Here is a 16589-nt window from a genome sequence, read left to right as displayed (position 1 = left end):
GGGCATAAAGAAGGCCGCCTCCCGAAAGGGTTGCGGCCTTTTCAGCTTTTTGAAGGCTTTTGCGGAATCGAATTGACCACCAGATTGCCGCTCTGGTTACGCGTCAGATAGACCGGCAAAACCCGTGGCAGGGATTTCACCAGGCCATTGATGTCTTTGATGTTGTAGATGCCGCCAATACGGATCGAGCCAGTGTTGTGGTCGGCAACGACCAATGGCTGGTCCAGATAGCGATTGATCAAGGGCAGCGCATCGCTCAACGCCATGTCATCGAGCACCAGTTTGCCCTGGCGCCAGGCCAGTGATGTGTCGTTGTCATAGGTTTGGCTGATGCGGGGAATGAAGTCGCCCGGACCATAATTCGCCTGCATCGAAGGCCCAAGGCGCAGACCGTCGCCGGGTAGGTCGTCGTTGCTGGTGACCAGCACTGAACCCTCGATCAGGTTGACCTTGACCTTGTCTTCATACATCCAGACGTTGAATTGGGTGCCCGTCACCCGGATGCGGCCTTCGGCAGCCTTGACCACGAAGGGGTGACGGGTGTCATGGCTGACGCTGAAGAACGCTTCGCCTTTCTTCAGCGTGACCTGCCGGTGATCCTTGTAGTTGCTGTACGTCAGCTCACTGCCCAGGTTCAGTTCCACTTCAGTGCCATCGTTCAGGGTGACGTGACGGACGTTGCCGCTCGCTTCGAAATGCTGGTACGAATTCGGTACCCAACCCAGATGCCAGCCGCTGTAAGCCGCCAGTGGCAATGCCAGGGCACATACCGCCGCCGCCATGCCGAAGGTGCGCCATGGCGTTTTCGGTTTGGGGCGCACGATCGGCACGACGGGAGCGGGAGAAGGCAGATCGCCTGCGACCTCCCAGATTTCCAGCATGGCTTCGTACTCGAACGCATGCAGCGGGTGCGCATCACGCCATTGCTCGAACGCCAGGCGTTCTTGCCCGGTGCAGTCATTGGCGTGCAAACGCATGCACCAATGCGCAGCGGCATCGGTGATGGCGTCGTATTCGGCTTCCGAGAGCGTGTGTTCGGTCATTGGCTCATCCTGATTTCCCGCATTCTAACCTTGGAGGCAGTCGGCGAGAACAACCGTCATGGCAATTACCCATCAAACTTGCAACTATTTTAAGCATCAAGGGGTGCTGACATGCAGTTGCCGTCCTAATTGCGTGATCAACAAGGCGACGCTATCGGCATTCCCCAGTTGCACGGCCAATCTGATTAAAGGGTCTCTCCTGAAAGCGGTACGGGCCTCGGCCAAGGTTAATTGGCCAGTCAACCTCAACACCTGATTACAAGGTCGATCGGTTTCCATATAGCTGGTTTGCCCAAAGTCTTCCCATACACCGAGGTCGCCGTTGTACTCAGTGAACAACGCGGGCAGTGGCGTTCTGATCGACAATCCCTTGCCCTGTAGATCGGTTAACGCCAGCTTAAGCTTGCGGGCCGTCTCGCTCGTTGTTTCGATCAGCTCTTGAAAAGGCCGGCCGGAATCGAGATAAGCAATGTCCTCGGTATTGCAAACGATGTGGGACAACTCATGAATCAACGTCGCGGCACGGGCATGAGCACGGATCGGAAAGGCTGGTTCGGTTATGTAGTTTCGGTAGTAGTCCAAGCCAGGCAAGAAGAACTTTTCTGCCAGGTAGATTTTTCGTATGGGGTCCGTGGGCACGACGAAGCCGAAGGTGCCCTCTGCATCTTCGAGGAGCCGTCCTACCGCAAAGCGTTTGGTATCGGGTGACCGGAGTGTCGGATCCAGAAGTGCCGTAAAAATCTTGCCAATTACATTTTCAATCATGGTCACGTGCGCCGGCTGCACTGCCGGTAAACTTGCAAAGTCCATGATGACTTGATGAACAGGCGTGATCGCATCATCTGTGTTTTTCAGTACTTCCAGGTTGCGGAAGGCGTTCCAGACATAGGCAGTTGCATGATCCAGACTTTCTTGAATTATGCGTGCCTTGACCGGAAACCGTTCACGAATCTGTACCATGCCGTGGGCGTCGACATTCATGCCGGCCCACACCGATATGGCTGTTTCGATTCGTTTCAACATGCCCTGGGTAGGGGCAATGGGCAGTTCCGGTAATGGTAACGGTACCGAGTCGAGGACCCACTGTTTCGAATTCTGCTGGCGCAGATAAGGGCCCAGTTTTTTTCCAGCGCCGATGCGCCATCGGGTTCCTTTTTTTTCGACCGGGAATACTTTACCTTCAACCGGGCCATAGGTTTTTTTGGACGTCGGATGGGTGTAGAGCCCGAGTTTCGAGTCCAGCGTTAATGAACTCAGGTCAATGTCACTTGCCTCCAGTCCCTGCAACCGGGTTCGCTCGGGAGCGGTGACGTCAATGTCTTTCCATTTGAATGGCGCGTCGGTTGTTTCGATTGTCGGTGTGTTCACGGTGGGAGAGGGTATTTGCGGCGACTTCATCGATCCACGTAACGAGGCGAGCTGCGCCAGTCCGCCGATCAGTTCGGTGACTGCGGCTGACCAGTGATGCAGTTGCAAGTCTTCAGCCGACTGTTTGATTTCACGAAAGCTTCGCCACACCGTAATCGGGTACATGAGTTTGCCCATGCAAAACGAAAAAGCTTCATGCACATCTTCGCTCAACACGCGTTTGGCGGTAGCCCACTCACCCCGGGAATCGCTGTCCGACTGACAACCAAGTAGTTGCGCGAGCAGCGCCGCATTGTCTTTGAACAGCTGCACGATCGCGTTGCCCTTGACGGGGTTGGAGGCCAGCGTGATTGCACCGTGCGTCTCGCTGCTGAGGGATAGATGCGCTTTGCAGAGCGTCTTTTCCAGCGCCGGCAATCGGTTGATGCACCAGTTGCGCAGCAGGCCGGGCGTCTTCAGTTCGGTCATCAGGGAAGACTCATCCGCGAACTCCTTGATGCCATGCCGGGGACTGTAAGGGGCGACGAGGACTTGTGGGCCCGCGTCGTTGCCCCGGGTTCCGATCAGATAAACACCTGGCACCTGGATGACCTGGTCTTTCTTGATGCCGCCCAGCTCGAGTGGCCGGATAATCGCCTTCGCTTCGCTGACCGCCGCCCGTGCGGTGGCATCTGGCATGTCCATGATTTGCTTGACCAGGTCGAAACCGCTTGCGCTCAAGCGCTCACGAAGTTTTTCCGTGTGGGCGTAATGCATCATTTGCCAGGGCAACTGCGAGGCAAATCGATGCCGGCGTTCAGCGGCGTCGGTGTGGGTAGTCGCAAAAGCGTCGTTCAGTACGGCCTGATGGCGCTGTCCAAGGTTCAGGTTACGTATGAGTTTCTTGATATAGGCGGCGTCCATTCCTTTGGGAATAGGGGGGCTGTCGAGTGATTTGACGGTGAAGCGGGCCGCATCCAGATCGTCGAAATGACTCAGTGCGAACTCCGTGAGGGTTTGTATCGACGGCTGGGGCGCCGTGATTTTTATCTCGACCTTGTCCGGATCAAGAGTGAACGTGTCGGCCGTTAGCTGTTTCTGAAGCTCATGATGCGCGGTACGGGCGAGTGGGCGGATGGCGCTCAGGCAGTCTTGATCATCCTTGACGTGGTTGAAGTATTGTTGAAGCAACTCAGCATGCAGCACCTGATCTTCAATGGACGCTTTGGCGAGCCATGCCGGAAAATTTTGTCGAGTGCTCAGGGCCTTGGCGATTTGCGTTGCGCGGTGCAACCCGGTCTGTGGTTGTCGCAGTGCCAACAGATTCAGCAGGCCGGCCTGGGGCGCTGCGGTCGCCGTGGTGGCGAGCGCATCCGTGACGCTTGCCTGGTCGAGTTGAACAAAGGGTTTTTGCACATGATCCAGAAAGTTTTCCGTCACCTGTTGCAGTGGCGCCAGCGTATAGGCACGCCCAAATGCCCGTTCGCTACGCGCCAGGTTCTCCAGCAAAGCGATGCGCTGGTCTTGGTCCAGCAGGCGTTGTTCAAGCGATGCCAGCAAAGGCGCCAATGACGCGAATGCTTCAAACCCCAGGGCGGGGGTCCACAAAATCGCTTTACCTGATTTAGCCGGGTCCTTGCCGCCTCGTTCGGTCAACACAAAACAACTGGCCAGTTTCAACAGGTTTTCAGAGCCGCCCGGCTTGAGTGCCAGGGAAAACACATCGGGTATCACATTGTTCAGTGCCGCTCGCTGCAACCGAACCGGATTATCCAGTACCGCTTTGATGATGGCTTGTTCCGTCGACCCCAAGGTGCGGTCGGCCGTTCGTAGGTCAAGCTCGCTTTTCAGTCCCAGTGCATACAGGTGGGTGAAGTCCGCTTGCAGGCTTTTTATCGACGCGTCGACGAGCCCTTGCGCGTGGGCGACGGTGCGGGTGTCGGTGGGAATGGCTGGGTGGTTTTTCAGCTTTAACGCCAAGGCCTGGTCGACGGTGGTAAGCAATTCCAGGTGTTTTTTCGCAGACTCTGCACGCACCGTGGCGGGTTGCGCGGCCCAACGATGAAGCGGCTGAATCTTCCAGCGGTCGTCACCGTCGACTGCCAGCAATCGATCATCGATGTAGCCGCGTACGTCCAGTGCCTTTCCCATCAAGGCATGGAGGTCATGTTGGCCCTTGCTCCGATAAAAGCACACCAAGGCGTAGTGAAGGTTGTCCCGTTGCTTGCTGAGGATGTCAGCCATCACGTGCGCGAATATCGGTTGGGGGACCGTTACACCGGTAACGGTGCGCTTATCTGATTCCAGCGAGAGAAAAGTGCCGCGCTCTTCCAGTGACATGAAATTGAACAAGTTGTCTTCGTGGCCTTCACTCTTCAGCATCTGCAGCACAACGTTCTGCAGGGCGGCCAAGTCGGTTGTCGCTTCAATACCCCTGGATTGGGTGTAAAGGAATCCGGGGGTGCCGCTATCGCCGATCATCAGCGTGGAAGCCAGTTCAACTGAGTGCCTGAACGGCGCAGAGACCTGCGCTTTTTCGATGCGCAGCGGCTTGATCGCGTCAGGTGGCAGACTGACGTTCATCAGCCGCAAATATTCGTCTGAAGTCAACGTCCCTTCCTGACGTTTGAGCAGGAGGTCGAGGTGATAGGCGTCACGCAGGCACTCGGCAAAAAACGCTTCGCGTGACAAGTCGCTGCTTATTTCGGATTGCCAGAATAGTTCGAGCAGGTTTTGCAGCCAGAATCGCAACCCCCCCGCAATGTCGATGAGCGTGCTTTCCCAAACCTGTTGGTCCGCCTCGCTACTGACGCCATGCGAGGGATTGGAAAAGACCCTGGTTTCGTCTGTCGGCCAAGGGGTATTCAAATATCGCTGCAACAAGGCTTCGCTCAGCGAAAAAGTGGTGACCGTTGGTTTCTCGTCGGTATCTTCGGTGTGGGTGGATGGACGTGAACAGGTCAGGCGAGTATGGCGCTGGTCCAGCAGGGGGAACGGTTGGAAAAGTGCGATCTTGAGCGCCTCGTCCAGCATCGATTGCAGGGTGGGCGTCTTGCGCAGTTCGTCCAGCATTGCGTTGACGTTTTGTGCCTGATTGAGGTTGAGCGCGGTTTGCTGGTGTTCGAAGACGGCTCCTTCAATGATTTCGGTGGAAATGTCCGGCGTATTGCCTGCAAGCACGGCGTGTCGTTGTTGAACAGACAGGAAACGCAGCAATTCACGTTTTCCGGTTTCCTCCGATAGCCAGGTTTTCAGATGGGTCTTGAGGTCGCCCATGTCGGCGAATTTGCTCAGGCCTTTCCAGGGTGTGTAAAGCACAACATCACCCCCGGCGGACTGGCTCATCGCGAAGGCACCGGCGAGCGGGGTGGCAGTCCCACCAGGCAAGTCCAACCGGAACTGGTGAACGGCCATGGGTTTTACATTGGCGGTGCGGGTTGCATGCGTTGGCAGATAAACCGCCTGCAACCAGTTCAGGTCGTCTTTGTTCAAACCCCGTTCTTTTTCCCGCTCACCGGGTTGCTTTTGCCTCGAAGCATTGGTGGCCTCGTCAAAAAAATAAGGCTTTGATGGATCAGTCATGGTGTTTCCTCCGTGAATGCAAGCGTCGATCAACCGCAGCTTGCTGAATGAGGAAAACAGTAGGGGCAGGGCATTGTTCGAGTGCGGTACATATTGCTCATCCGAAGATGTTCTGAAGACTTGACAGCGAGCCCACAAGAAAGCGATTAATCGGCGAGTCAACGTGCTTAACAATAAAAAACACTGGAGCTTCTGATGACCGCATCGCCTGAAACGGCAGTCAGTTCGGCCGAAACACATCTCGATTTCGACTCACTCGTTCTGCTGCTCCAACAAATATTTGTCCGCCATGGCACGTCTGTCGAGGTCGCCAAAACCCTGGCATTGAACTGTGCAGGCGCCGAGCGCGACGGTGCTCACAGCCATGGCGTGTTCCGGATTCCGGGATATGTGTCGACGCTGCAAAGCGGCTGGGTCAATGGCCAGGCGGTACCGGTGGTCGAGGACGTGGCGTCGGGTTTTGTCCGGGTCGATGCCGGTAACGGTTTCGCGCAACCGGCGTTGGCGGCCGCGCGTCCGTTACTGATTGAAAAGGCCCGCAGCGCCGGGATTGCAGTGCTGGCGATTCGTAATTCGCACCATTTCGCCGCGCTGTGGCCGGACGTCGAGCCCTTCGCGGATGAAGGCCTGGTGGCCTTGAGCGTGGTCAACAGCATGACGTGCGTGGTGCCCCACGGTGCCGATCGCCCGTTGTTCGGCACCAACCCGATCGCCTTCGCCGCGCCACGCGCTGACGGTGCGCCGATTGTCTTCGACCTGGCCACCAGCGCCATCGCCCATGGCGATGTACAGATTGCTGCGCGCAAGGGCGAACGTTTGCCGGAGGGCATGGGCGTGGACAGCCTCGGTCAACCGACCACCGACCCTAAAGCGATACTTGAGGGCGGCGCGTTACTGCCGTTCGGCGGGCACAAGGGTTCGGCGTTGTCGATGATGGTCGAGTTGTTGGCGGCAGCGCTGACCGGGGGCAATTTCTCCTTCGAGTTCGATTGGAAGAATCACCCCGGCGCGAAAACGCCGTGGACCGGTCAGTTGCTGATCGTGATCGACCCGAGCAAGGCAGCGGGGCAGAGTTTTGCCGAGCGCAGCCAGGAACTGGTGCGGCAAATGCACAGCGTGGGTCTGAAGCGGCTGCCGGGGGATCGGCGTCATCATCAGCGTGCTAAATCCCGGGCGGGAGGCATTGTGCTTGATGCGCAGACATTGGCGAATCTGCGGGAATTGGCCGGGGTCTGAATCTTGAAACTGCAGGAGCGAGCCTGCTCGCGATGGACGTCAACGAAAACGCGTGCTTACTGGGTAAGCGCGGCGTTCTTGGGTCCATCGCGAGCAGGCTCGCTCCTGCAGGGGCTTCGGTGCTGCAAATGATGGGCTTAGCGACGGCCGAGCAATAAGCCAACCACCAGCCCAAACCCGGCAGAAATGGCCACGGTTTGCCATGGATGCCCGCCAATGTAGGTTTCCGTGGCTTCGACCGCCGGCAAAGTGCGGTCGCGAACGCGGGTGACCGAATCCCTGGCTTGCTGGAGTTTCAGGGCGATTTGCTCGCGCAGGGTTTCCGCGTCCTCACCGACCAGTGAGGCACTGCTCCTGAGCAGTTTTTCCGACTCTTCGATCAGTGCCGAAAGCTCACTGAAGGCCAGATCCTTGATTTGTTCTTCGGCGGCGGGCGTGCTGGTTTTCCGGGCCATTGACGTACTCCTTGCAGGTAAGTGGACAGTGGAGTCTGCCGCCGCTGGAAAAGTTGCAGCCAGATAGCCTCGGGGACGCAATTTTGCTGAAAGCCGGCGCAGGACGTTTCGTCCTACAGTGTAAGATGTCGCCAATTTTACGCAGCAGGAAATTCCCATGAGCTTCAATCTGGCCGACAAACCCCTTGCCGAGCGTGCAGCGCTGGAAGACGAGAAGTCCCGTCTGTTCGAACTGTGGCAAAACAATTTGGGCAAAGCCAAGGGCGAAGCCGCTCGGTTGTTTGGCGAGCGGGCCAAGCGCAAAGGCAAATGGGCCGAGTGGGTGCGGTCCGAGCTGGACGGCATGTCGCCTCCGGAATTCGCCAACATGGTGCGCAGTGAAGTCAATCGGCTGATGGCGGCCAAGTAGGCACTGCCGCAGGCGGCGATCTTTTGATCTTTTTTTAAAGATCGCAGCCTGCATTACGCGCGTCCGGACGTGTTTGAGCTGAGCGTCGACGAGCGCGCCAAACCTGGCGTGCGCTTCGTTTCCTGACGCCTTGCGGGTTTTGGCCAAACCAGTCAGGCAACTTGATAACTTTGACCATTGCCCGACACTCCGCGCAGAGCGAGTATTTCCCTGTTGATTACGGTTCCCCAACCTAATAAGAAAACAGAGGGATTCTGGCAATGCGCGATTACTTGTCTGCTACTTCTCAGTTCAATTATCAGCACACCGTCGATGCCGCACTTGCCGGTGATCTGACGGCCCTCAACGCCTGTGTCGAATGTTGCGATCGCCATGCCTTGCCGGGTCGAATCGCCCTGTTCTGGGAAGGCCGCGACGGCACCAGCGCGACGTACACCTTCACCGACCTGCAAGAAAAGGCTGCGCGATTCGCCAATTTCCTGCTCGCGCAAGGCGTGAAAAAAGGCGACAAGGTTGCCGGTCTCCTGCCACGTAATATCGAACTGCTGATCACCGTGTTCGCCACCTGGCGCATCGGCGCGGTGTATCAACCGCTGTTTACCGCGTTTGGCCCCAAAGCCATTGAGCACCGTCTGAGCAGCTCTGGCGCGAAAGTGGTGGTCACCGACGCGGTCTACCGCTCGAAACTCGCCGAAGTCGCTGATTGCCCGACCATCGTCACCGTCGCTGGCGCCAAAGGGCAGGGCATCGTGCGCGGTGATTTCAGTTTCTGGGCCGAGCTGGCCAATTTCCCCGCTGCTTGTGAACCGGTGCTACTGACTGGCGAAGACCCGTTCCTGCTGATGTACACCTCGGGCACCACCGGTCCGTCGAAAGCGCTGTCGGTGCCACTCAAAGCCATCGTCGCCTTTGAGGCCTACACCCGCGACGCCGTCGATTTGCGCCCTGCAGACGCCTTCTGGAACGTTGCCGATCCGGGTTGGGCCTACGGCATTTATTTTGGTGTCACAGGGCCCATGGCCATGGGGCATCCGATCACCTTTTACGATGGCCCGTTCACCCTCGAAAGCACTTGCCGGGTGATCAACAAATACGGGATCACCAACCTCACCGGTTCGCCGACGGCCTATCGTTTGCTGATTGCCGGTGGCGATGAGTTCGCCAAATCGATCAAGGGCAAGCTGCGCATCGTCAGCAGCGCTGGCGAACCGTTGAACCCGGAAGTGATTCGCTGGTTCGCCGACAACCTCGGCGTGGTCATTCACGACCACTACGGCCAGACCGAACTGGGCATGGTGCTGTGCAACCACCACGGCCTGGAGCATCCGATTCACATGGGTGCCGCCGGTTTTGCCTCGCCCGGTCACCGGATTGTGGTGCTGGATGACCAGTACCAGGAACTGGGCGTCGGCCAGCCGGGCATTCTGGCCATCGACCGCACCCAGTCGCCGATGTGCTGGTTCGCCGGCTACGAAGGCGGGCCGACCAAGGCCTTCGTTGGTGACTATTACTTGAGCGGCGACACCGTCGAGTGGAACCCGGATGGCAGCATCAGCTTCGTCGGCCGCAGCGACGACGTGATCACCACTTCCGGCTATCGCGTAGGGCCGTTTGATGTCGAGAGCGCGCTGATCGAGCATCCGGCCGTGGTTGAAGCTGCTGTCGTCGGCAAACCTGATCCGGAGCGCACCGAACTGGTCAAGGCGTTCGTTGTGCTCAGCCCGCAATACCGCGCCGCACCGGAGCTCGCCGAAGAACTGCGCCAACACGTGCGCAAACGTCTGGCGGCGCATTCGTACCCCCGTGAAATCGAATTTGTCAGTGAATTGCCGAAAACCCCAAGTGGCAAATTGCAGCGCTTTATTTTGCGTAATCAGGAAATCGCCAAGGCTCAAGAGGCCGCGGTGAAGAACGTTTCAGCTTGAATTCAAGGAAACAATGATGCAGATCGAGAACAAGGTTTTTATCGTCACCGGCGGGGCTTCCGGCCTCGGTGCAGCCACCGCTGAAGTGCTGGTCGCAGCCGGCGCGAAGGTGATGCTGGTGGACATGAACGCCGAAGCGGTCGCGGCGCAGGCCCAGCGCCTGGGCGCGCAGAGTGTTGTCGCCGACATCAGCAACGAAGCGGCTGCCGAAGCCGCGGTGCAGGCCACGGTCAAAGCCTTCGGTGGTCTCAACGGTCTGGTCAACTGCGCCGGTATCGTGCGCGGCGAAAAGATCCTCGGCAAGAACGGCCCGCATGCGCTGTCCAGTTTCAGCCAAGTGATCAACGTCAACCTGATCGGCAGTTTCAACATGCTGCGTCTGGCGGCGGCGGCGATTGCCGAAACCGAAGCGGACGCCGATGGCGAGCGCGGTGTGATCATCAACACCGCGTCTGCGGCGGCTTACGACGGCCAGATCGGTCAGGCAGCTTACGCGGCGTCCAAAGGTGCGATTGTCAGCCTGACCTTGCCTGCCGCCCGTGAACTGGCGCGCTTCGGCATCCGCGTGATGACCATCGCACCGGGCATTTTCGAAACGCCGATGATGGCCGGCATGACCCAGGAAGTTCGCGATTCCCTGGCCGCTGGCGTGCCATTCCCGCCGCGTTTGGGCAAACCGGGCGAGTATGCGGGGCTGGTCAAGCATATTATTGAAAACAGCATGCTCAACGGCGAGGTGATCCGTCTCGACGGTGCCTTGCGCATGGCGGCCAAGTAAGGAGGATTTGTCATGACTCAATCCAACGATCCGGTTGTTATCGTCAGCGCCGTCCGTACCCCGATGGGTGCTTTTCAGGGCGAACTGAAAAGCCTGACCGCGCCGCAACTCGGTGCCGCGGCCATCAAGGCCGCAGTGGAACGCGCCGGCGTCGCCAGCGATGCGGTCGATGAAGTGCTGTTCGGCTGTGTGTTGCCTGCTGGCCTCGGCCAGGCCCCGGCGCGTCAAGCGGCGCTGGGCGGCGGGCTGGATAAATCGACCCGCTGCACCACCCTGAACAAGATGTGCGGTTCCGGCATGGAAGCGGCCATCCTGGCCCACGACATGCTGCTCGCCGGCAGCGCCGACGTGGTGATCGCCGGTGGCATGGAAAGCATGTCCAACGCGCCGTACCTGCTGGACCGCGCTCGCAGCGGTTACCGCATGGGCCACGGTCGGGTGCTGGATTCGATGTTCCTCGACGGTCTGGAAGACGCTTACGACAAAGGTCGCCTGATGGGCACCTTCGCCGAAGATTGCGCTGAAACCCATGGCTTCACTCGTGAAGCCCAGGACACCTTCGCCATTGCCTCGACCACCCGCGCACAGCAGGCGATCAAGGACGGCCGCTTCAAGGACGAGATCGTGCCGCTGACCGTGACGGTCGGCAAAGAGCAGGTGACGATCAGCAACGACGAGCAGCCGCCGAAGGCCAAGCTCGACAAGATCGCCTCGCTGAAACCGGCGTTCCGCGACGGCGGAACCGTGACGGCGGCCAACTCCAGTTCGATCTCCGACGGTGCGGCGGCTCTGGTGCTGATGCGTCGTTCCGAAGCGCAAAAGCGCGGCCTCAAACCGCTGGCGGTGATTCATGGACACGCGGCGTTTGCCGACACCCCGAGCCTGTTTCCGGTGGCGCCGGTGGGTGCGATCAAGAAGCTGATGAAAAAAACCGGCTGGTCGCTGAATGACGTCGATCTGGTCGAAGTCAACGAAGCCTTCGCGGTGGTGAGCCTGGTGACCATGACCATGCTGGAAATCCCCCATGAAAAACTCAACGTTCATGGCGGTGCTTGTGCCCTGGGCCATCCGATCGGTACTTCCGGAGCGCGGATTATCGTGACCTTGCTCTCGGCCCTGCGGCAAAAAGGCTTGAAGCGCGGCGTGGCAGCGATTTGCATTGGTGGCGGTGAAGCCACGGCCATGGCTGTGGAATGCCTGTACTGACACGATTTCTGTAGGAGCGAGCATGCTCGCGAGAAACTCGAGAGCACTGTGGGGAATCAGGCTTCCCGCATCATCGTTGACGTCCATCGCGAGCATGCTCGCTCCTACAGAGTCCAATATAATGTTAAGGAATAGTCATGATTCCCAATGACGAACAACAGCAGATTCGCGACGCGGCCCGGGACTTTGCCCAGGAACGCCTGAAACCGTTCGCTGCCGAGTGGGACCGTGAGCATCGATTCCCCAAGGAAGCCATCGGTGAAATGGCTGAGCTTGGTTTCTTCGGCATGCTGGTGCCGGAACAGTGGGGCGGTTGCGACACCGGGTACCTGGCCTACGCCATGGCCCTGGAAGAAATCGCTGCGGGCGACGGCGCCTGCTCGACCATCATGAGCGTGCACAACTCGGTGGGTTGTGTGCCGATCCTGCATTACGGCAACGACGATCAGAAAGAACGCTTCCTCAAGCCGCTGGCCAGCGGTGCGATGCTCGGCGCGTTCGCCCTGACCGAGCCCCAGGCCGGTTCTGATGCCAGTGGCCTGAAAACCCGAGCCAAACTGAACGGCGACCACTACGTGCTCAACGGCTGCAAGCAGTTCATTACCTCCGGGCAGAACGCCGGGGTGGTGATCGTGTTTGCGGTGACCGACCCGAGCGCCGGCAAACGCGGGATCAGCGCGTTCATCGTGCCGACCGATTCGCCGGGCTACAAAGTTGCGCGGATCGAAGACAAACTCGGTCAACACGCCTCCGACACCTGCCAGATCCTTTTCGAAGACGTAAAAGTCCCGGTGGCCAACCGTTTGGGCGAGGAGGGTGAAGGCTACAAGATTGCTTTGGCCAACCTCGAAGGCGGTCGAGTCGGCATCGCTTCGCAGTCGGTAGGCATGGCCCGCGCCGCGTTTGAAGCGGCTCGCGACTATGCCCGTGAGCGCGAAAGCTTCGGCAAACCGATCATCGAGCATCAGGCTGTAGCGTTCCGCCTGGCCGACATGGCCACCCAGATTGCCGTTGCGCGGCAAATGGTGCATTACGCCGCAGCCTTGAGAGACAGCGGCAAACCGGCGCTGGTCGAAGCGTCTATGGCCAAACTGTTCGCCTCGGAAATGGCCGAGAAGGTATGCTCTTCGGCGCTGCAAACCCTCGGCGGCTACGGTTACCTGAACGACTTCCCGCTGGAGCGGATCTACCGCGACGTGCGGGTCTGCCAGATTTACGAAGGCACCAGCGATATTCAGCGCATGGTCATTTCGCGCAACTTATAAGAAGGAGTCCCTTGTGAACTACGAAACGATTTTGCTGGAAACCCACGGCCGCGTCGGCCTGATCACGCTCAACCGTCCGCAAGCCCTGAACGCATTGAACGCGCAGATCATCGGCGAACTGAACCATGCCCTCGATGGCCTGGAAGCCGATTCGAACATCGGTTGCATCGTGCTCACAGGCTCGAAAAAAGCCTTTGCCGCCGGTGCCGACATCAAGGAAATGGCCGAGCTGACCTATCCGCAGATCTACATCGATGACCTGTTCAGCGACAGCGATCGCGTGGCCAACCGCCGCAAGCCGATCATCGCGGCGGTCAACGGTTTCGCCTTGGGCGGTGGCTGTGAGCTGGCGCTGATGTGCGATTTCATTCTGGCCGGCGACAACGCCAAATTCGGCCAGCCGGAAATCAACCTCGGCGTGCTGCCGGGCATGGGCGGCACCCAGCGCCTGACCCGCGCCGTGGGCAAGGCCAAGGCCATGGAAATGTGCCTGAGCGGGCGCTTGATCGATGCGGTGGAAGCGGAACGTTGCGGTATCGTCGCGCGGATCGTGCCGAGTGATGAACTGTTGGACGAAGCGCTGAAAGTCGCAGCGTTGATCGCCAAGAAGTCGTTGCCGATTGCGATGATGGTCAAGGAAAGCGTCAACCGTGCTTTCGAAGTGAGCCTGTCCGAAGGCGTGCGCTTCGAGCGTCGGGTGTTCCATGCGGCGTTTGCGACGCAGGATCAGAAGGAAGGGATGGCGGCGTTTATTGCCAAGCGCGAGGCGGAGTTCGTCGGTCAGTAATGTGGCGCAGCTGCTGACGCTATCGCTGGCAAGCCAGCTCCTACAGGGTTTCGGGTATACACAACCTGTGCGTACGACCGAATCCACTGTAGGAGCTGGCTTGCCAGCGATGCTTTTAGAGCTTCACACCAGATAGTTCTTCAGTTCGCGCGGGATCACCATCCGCTGAATCTCGCTCGACCCTTCGCTGGCAAGCCAGCTCCCACAAGGTTTTCGGTCGGTTACACATAGTGTGCACACCCCGGAACCTGTAGGAGCTGGCTTGCCAGCGATGCTTTTAGAGCTTCACACCAGATAGTTCTTCAGTTCGCGGGCAATCACCATCCGTTGAATCTCGCTCGACCCTTCATAGATCTGCGTGATCCGCGCATCCCGGTAGTACTTCTCCACCGGATAGTCTTCCAGATAACCGTATCCGCCATGAATCTGAATCGCGGACGAGCAGACCTTTTCAGCCATTTCCGACGCGAACAGCTTGGCTTGTGACGCCTCCGACAGGCAGGGCTTGCCGGCCGTGCGCAGTCGCGCCGCGTGTAGGATCATCAGCCGTGCGGCATTCAACTGCATGTGCATGTCGGCCAGCAGGTTGGCGATGCTCTGGTGTTCATTGATCGGTTTGCCAAACTGCACGCGGTCGCGAGAGTAGGCGAGCGCGGCTTCAAACGCCGCACGTGCGATGCCCAACGCTTGCGCGGCGATGCCGATGCGTCCGCCTTCAAGATTGGACAGCGCAATCGCCAGACCTTTACCGCGCTCGCCAAGCAGGTTGGCCTCGGGAATGGTGCAGTTGTTCAGGGTGACGGCGCAGGTGTCGGAAGCGCGGATGCCCATCTTGTGTTCGGTACGGTCGACGATAAAACCGGCCGTGTCGGTCGGCACGAGAAAGGCCGAGATACCGCGCTTGCCCAAATCCGGATCGGTGACGGCAAACACAATCGCCAGTTTTGCCCGCTTGCCGTTGCTGACGAACTGTTTGGCGCCATTGATCACCCACTGGCCGTCGCGCAGTTCGGCGCGGGTGCGCAGGTTGTGGGCTTCGGACCCAGCCTGGGGTTCGGTCAGGCAGAAGCAGCCGATGACCTTGCCGCTGGCCAGATCGGCCAGCCAGGTCTGTTTCTGTTCTTCGCTGCCGTAGTTCATCACCGGGCCGCAGCCGACGGAGTTATGGATGCTCATGAACGCGCCCGTCGCGCCGTCGCCTGCGGAAATCTCTTCTACCGCGAGGGCGTAGGCAACGTAGTCGACATAAGTGCCACCCCATTCCTCGGGCACCACCATGCCCAGCAAGCCCAGTTCGCCCATCTTCGCCACCAGCGCGTCGTCGATCCAACCGGCCTTTTCCCAGGCTTGGGCGTGGGGGGCGATTTCGCCACGGGCAAAGTCCCGGGCCATGTCGCGGATCATGACTTGCTCTTCGCTCAATTCGATATCGTGCATGGTTCAGCTCCCGCTCCGGTCAAACCCGCTGAAGAAACTCGCCACGTGCTCGGCGTCCAGTGCCGCAAGGGTCGGTGGGTTCCAGCGCGGATTCTTGTCTTTGTCGATCAGCAAGGCGCGTACGCCTTCGATCAAGTCGCCGCGTTCAAACCATTGGCGGTCCAGATGCAGCTCAAGGGCGAAGCACTGTTCAAGGGGCAGCTCGCGTCCGCGGCGGAGCATTTCCAGGGTGACGCCCATGGCCAGGGGTGAACGGGTTTCCAGCAGGTCGGCGGTGGTGACCGCCCACTCATGGGTGTCGGCAACCGTCACCTGGCGTAATTGCTCCACAATACTCGGCACATCGGGCAGGGCGAAGAAGTGGTCGATGGCCGGGCGCAATGCACTGAGCGGGGCATCCGGCAATTGCTGGACGGCGAGTTTCGCCAGCAGGCTCTGCAGGTCCTTGAGCGGCGTGTCGCGCCATTCCAGCTTATCGAGTTTCTCGTCCAGCGTGCTCAGTTTGGCGCTGTCCAGATACCAGTCGGCCAGGCCGCAATACAGCGCATCGGCCGCGCGGATTTGTACACCGCTGACGCCCAGGTAAATCCCCAGTTCACCGGGGATGCGCGGCAGGAAGTAACTGCCGCCGACGTCCGGGAAGTAGCCGATGCCGACTTCCGGCATCGCCAGGCGACTTTTTTCGGTGACTACGCGCAGATCCGCGCCTTGCACCAGGCCCATGCCGCCGCCGAGGACAAAACCGTCCATCAAGGCCAGCACGGGTTTGCGGTAATGGTGGATCGCGAGGTCGAGGGCGTATTCCTCGACGAAGAAATCTTCGTGCAGGGTATCGCCGCTTTTGAAGCTGTCGTACAGCGAGCGGATGTCGCCACCGGCGCAAAAGGCTTTTTCACCGGCACCGCGCAGCACCACTGCATGCACCTGCGAGTCCTGGGCCCAGGCGTCGAGTTGCCGGTGCAGGTTGCGCACCATGTCGAGGGTCAGGGCATTGAGGCCGGTGGGGCGGTTGAGGGTCAGGTGACCAATGTGGTTGCGAACTTCGGCCAGCACTTCATTTTGCGTGGCATCCATGGACTGAGTCCCCGGTGAAGAAACCTGAGCAGTCATCACTAACTC

General features: G+C 59.1%; 12 protein-coding genes. 7 read left to right on the top strand and 5 right to left on the bottom strand.

The window, feature by feature from the left end; translation table 11 throughout:
- Positions 1-41 precede the first annotated feature (41 nt).
- Positions 42-1043, bottom strand: a complete 1002-nt coding sequence (locus QYH43_RS17645) for a FecR family protein (protein ID WP_301157657.1) — start codon at positions 1041-1043, stop codon at positions 42-44.
- A 96-nt stretch (positions 1044-1139) separates the two neighbouring features.
- Positions 1140-5972, bottom strand: a complete 4833-nt coding sequence (locus tag QYH43_RS17640) for a DUF6543 domain-containing protein (RefSeq protein WP_301157655.1) — start codon at positions 5970-5972, stop codon at positions 1140-1142.
- Between the two features lie 195 nt (positions 5973-6167).
- Here QYH43_RS17640 and QYH43_RS17635 point away from each other — a divergent pair, with 195 nt between their 5' ends.
- On the top strand, positions 6168-7208 hold the full coding sequence (locus tag QYH43_RS17635; RefSeq protein WP_301157653.1) for an Ldh family oxidoreductase: 1041 nt from the start codon (positions 6168-6170) through the stop codon (positions 7206-7208).
- Positions 7209-7345: 137 nt separating this feature from the next.
- Here the strand turns inward: QYH43_RS17635 and QYH43_RS17630 are convergent, their stop codons facing one another.
- Positions 7346-7663 (bottom strand): YqjD family protein, encoded by a 318-nt coding sequence (locus tag QYH43_RS17630; protein ID WP_301157651.1) that lies wholly within the window; start codon positions 7661-7663, stop codon positions 7346-7348.
- Positions 7664-7820: 157 nt separating this feature from the next.
- Between QYH43_RS17630 and QYH43_RS17625 the strand changes: the two genes are divergently transcribed.
- From QYH43_RS17625 to QYH43_RS17600, 6 genes are all read left to right on the top strand, one after another.
- Entirely contained in the window at positions 7821-8072 is a 252-nt protein-coding gene (locus tag QYH43_RS17625; RefSeq protein ID WP_007937833.1) for a hypothetical protein, read from the top strand.
- Positions 8073-8332: 260 nt separating this feature from the next.
- Positions 8333-9997, top strand: coding sequence for an AMP-binding protein (locus QYH43_RS17620; protein ID WP_301157642.1), 1665 nt, complete (start codon positions 8333-8335; stop codon positions 9995-9997).
- Between the two features lie 16 nt (positions 9998-10013).
- Positions 10014-10775, top strand: a complete 762-nt coding sequence (locus QYH43_RS17615) for an SDR family NAD(P)-dependent oxidoreductase (protein WP_095056075.1) — start codon at positions 10014-10016, stop codon at positions 10773-10775.
- Positions 10776-10787: 12 nt separating this feature from the next.
- Positions 10788-11981 carry an acetyl-CoA C-acyltransferase gene (locus tag QYH43_RS17610; RefSeq protein ID WP_301157640.1) on the top strand — a complete coding sequence of 398 codons (1194 nt, stop codon included), beginning with the start codon at positions 10788-10790 and terminating at the stop codon, positions 11979-11981.
- Between the two features lie 137 nt (positions 11982-12118).
- Positions 12119-13246 carry an acyl-CoA dehydrogenase gene (locus QYH43_RS17605; protein ID WP_301157638.1) on the top strand — a complete coding sequence of 376 codons (1128 nt, stop codon included), beginning with the start codon at positions 12119-12121 and terminating at the stop codon, positions 13244-13246.
- A gap of 13 nt (positions 13247-13259) precedes the next feature.
- A complete protein-coding gene (locus tag QYH43_RS17600) occupies positions 13260-14033 on the top strand; it encodes an enoyl-CoA hydratase (RefSeq protein WP_301157637.1) in 774 nt (257 codons plus the stop codon).
- 285 nt (positions 14034-14318) lie between these two features.
- Here QYH43_RS17600 and QYH43_RS17595 read toward each other — a convergent pair whose 3' ends face one another.
- A complete protein-coding gene (locus QYH43_RS17595) occupies positions 14319-15470 on the bottom strand; it encodes an acyl-CoA dehydrogenase family protein (RefSeq protein ID WP_095056079.1) in 1152 nt (383 codons plus the stop codon).
- A gap of 3 nt (positions 15471-15473) precedes the next feature.
- Positions 15474-16580, bottom strand: a complete 1107-nt coding sequence (locus tag QYH43_RS17590; RefSeq protein WP_301157635.1) for an enoyl-CoA hydratase/isomerase family protein — start codon at positions 16578-16580, stop codon at positions 15474-15476.
- Between the last annotated feature and the right edge of the window lie 9 nt (positions 16581-16589).

This window comes from Pseudomonas sp. C32 (genome assembly GCF_030417915.1).
Lineage (GTDB): Bacteria > Pseudomonadota > Gammaproteobacteria > Pseudomonadales > Pseudomonadaceae > Aquipseudomonas.
Note: the sequence above shows the minus strand (reverse complement) of the source record. Positions and strands in the feature narration are given on the sequence as shown.

What these genes read in the sequence shown, in the direction of transcription:
- QYH43_RS17645 (WP_301157657.1), bottom strand. Translation starts at nt 1,043, where the DNA reads ATGACCGAACACACGCTCTCGGAAGCCGAATACGACGCCATCACCGAT.
- QYH43_RS17640 (WP_301157655.1), bottom strand. Translation starts at nt 5,972, where the DNA reads ATGACTGATCCATCAAAGCCTTATTTTTTTGACGAGGCCACCAATGCT.
- QYH43_RS17635 (WP_301157653.1), top strand. Translation starts at nt 6,168, where the DNA reads ATGACCGCATCGCCTGAAACGGCAGTCAGTTCGGCCGAAACACATCTC.
- QYH43_RS17630 (WP_301157651.1), bottom strand. Translation starts at nt 7,663, where the DNA reads ATGGCCCGGAAAACCAGCACGCCCGCCGCCGAAGAACAAATCAAGGAT.
- QYH43_RS17625 (WP_007937833.1), top strand. Translation starts at nt 7,821, where the DNA reads ATGAGCTTCAATCTGGCCGACAAACCCCTTGCCGAGCGTGCAGCGCTG.
- QYH43_RS17620 (WP_301157642.1), top strand. Translation starts at nt 8,333, where the DNA reads ATGCGCGATTACTTGTCTGCTACTTCTCAGTTCAATTATCAGCACACC.
- QYH43_RS17615 (WP_095056075.1), top strand. Translation starts at nt 10,014, where the DNA reads ATGCAGATCGAGAACAAGGTTTTTATCGTCACCGGCGGGGCTTCCGGC.
- QYH43_RS17610 (WP_301157640.1), top strand. Translation starts at nt 10,788, where the DNA reads ATGACTCAATCCAACGATCCGGTTGTTATCGTCAGCGCCGTCCGTACC.
- QYH43_RS17605 (WP_301157638.1), top strand. Translation starts at nt 12,119, where the DNA reads ATGATTCCCAATGACGAACAACAGCAGATTCGCGACGCGGCCCGGGAC.
- QYH43_RS17595 (WP_095056079.1), bottom strand. Translation starts at nt 15,470, where the DNA reads ATGCACGATATCGAATTGAGCGAAGAGCAAGTCATGATCCGCGACATG.
- QYH43_RS17590 (WP_301157635.1), bottom strand. Translation starts at nt 16,580, where the DNA reads ATGACTGCTCAGGTTTCTTCACCGGGGACTCAGTCCATGGATGCCACG.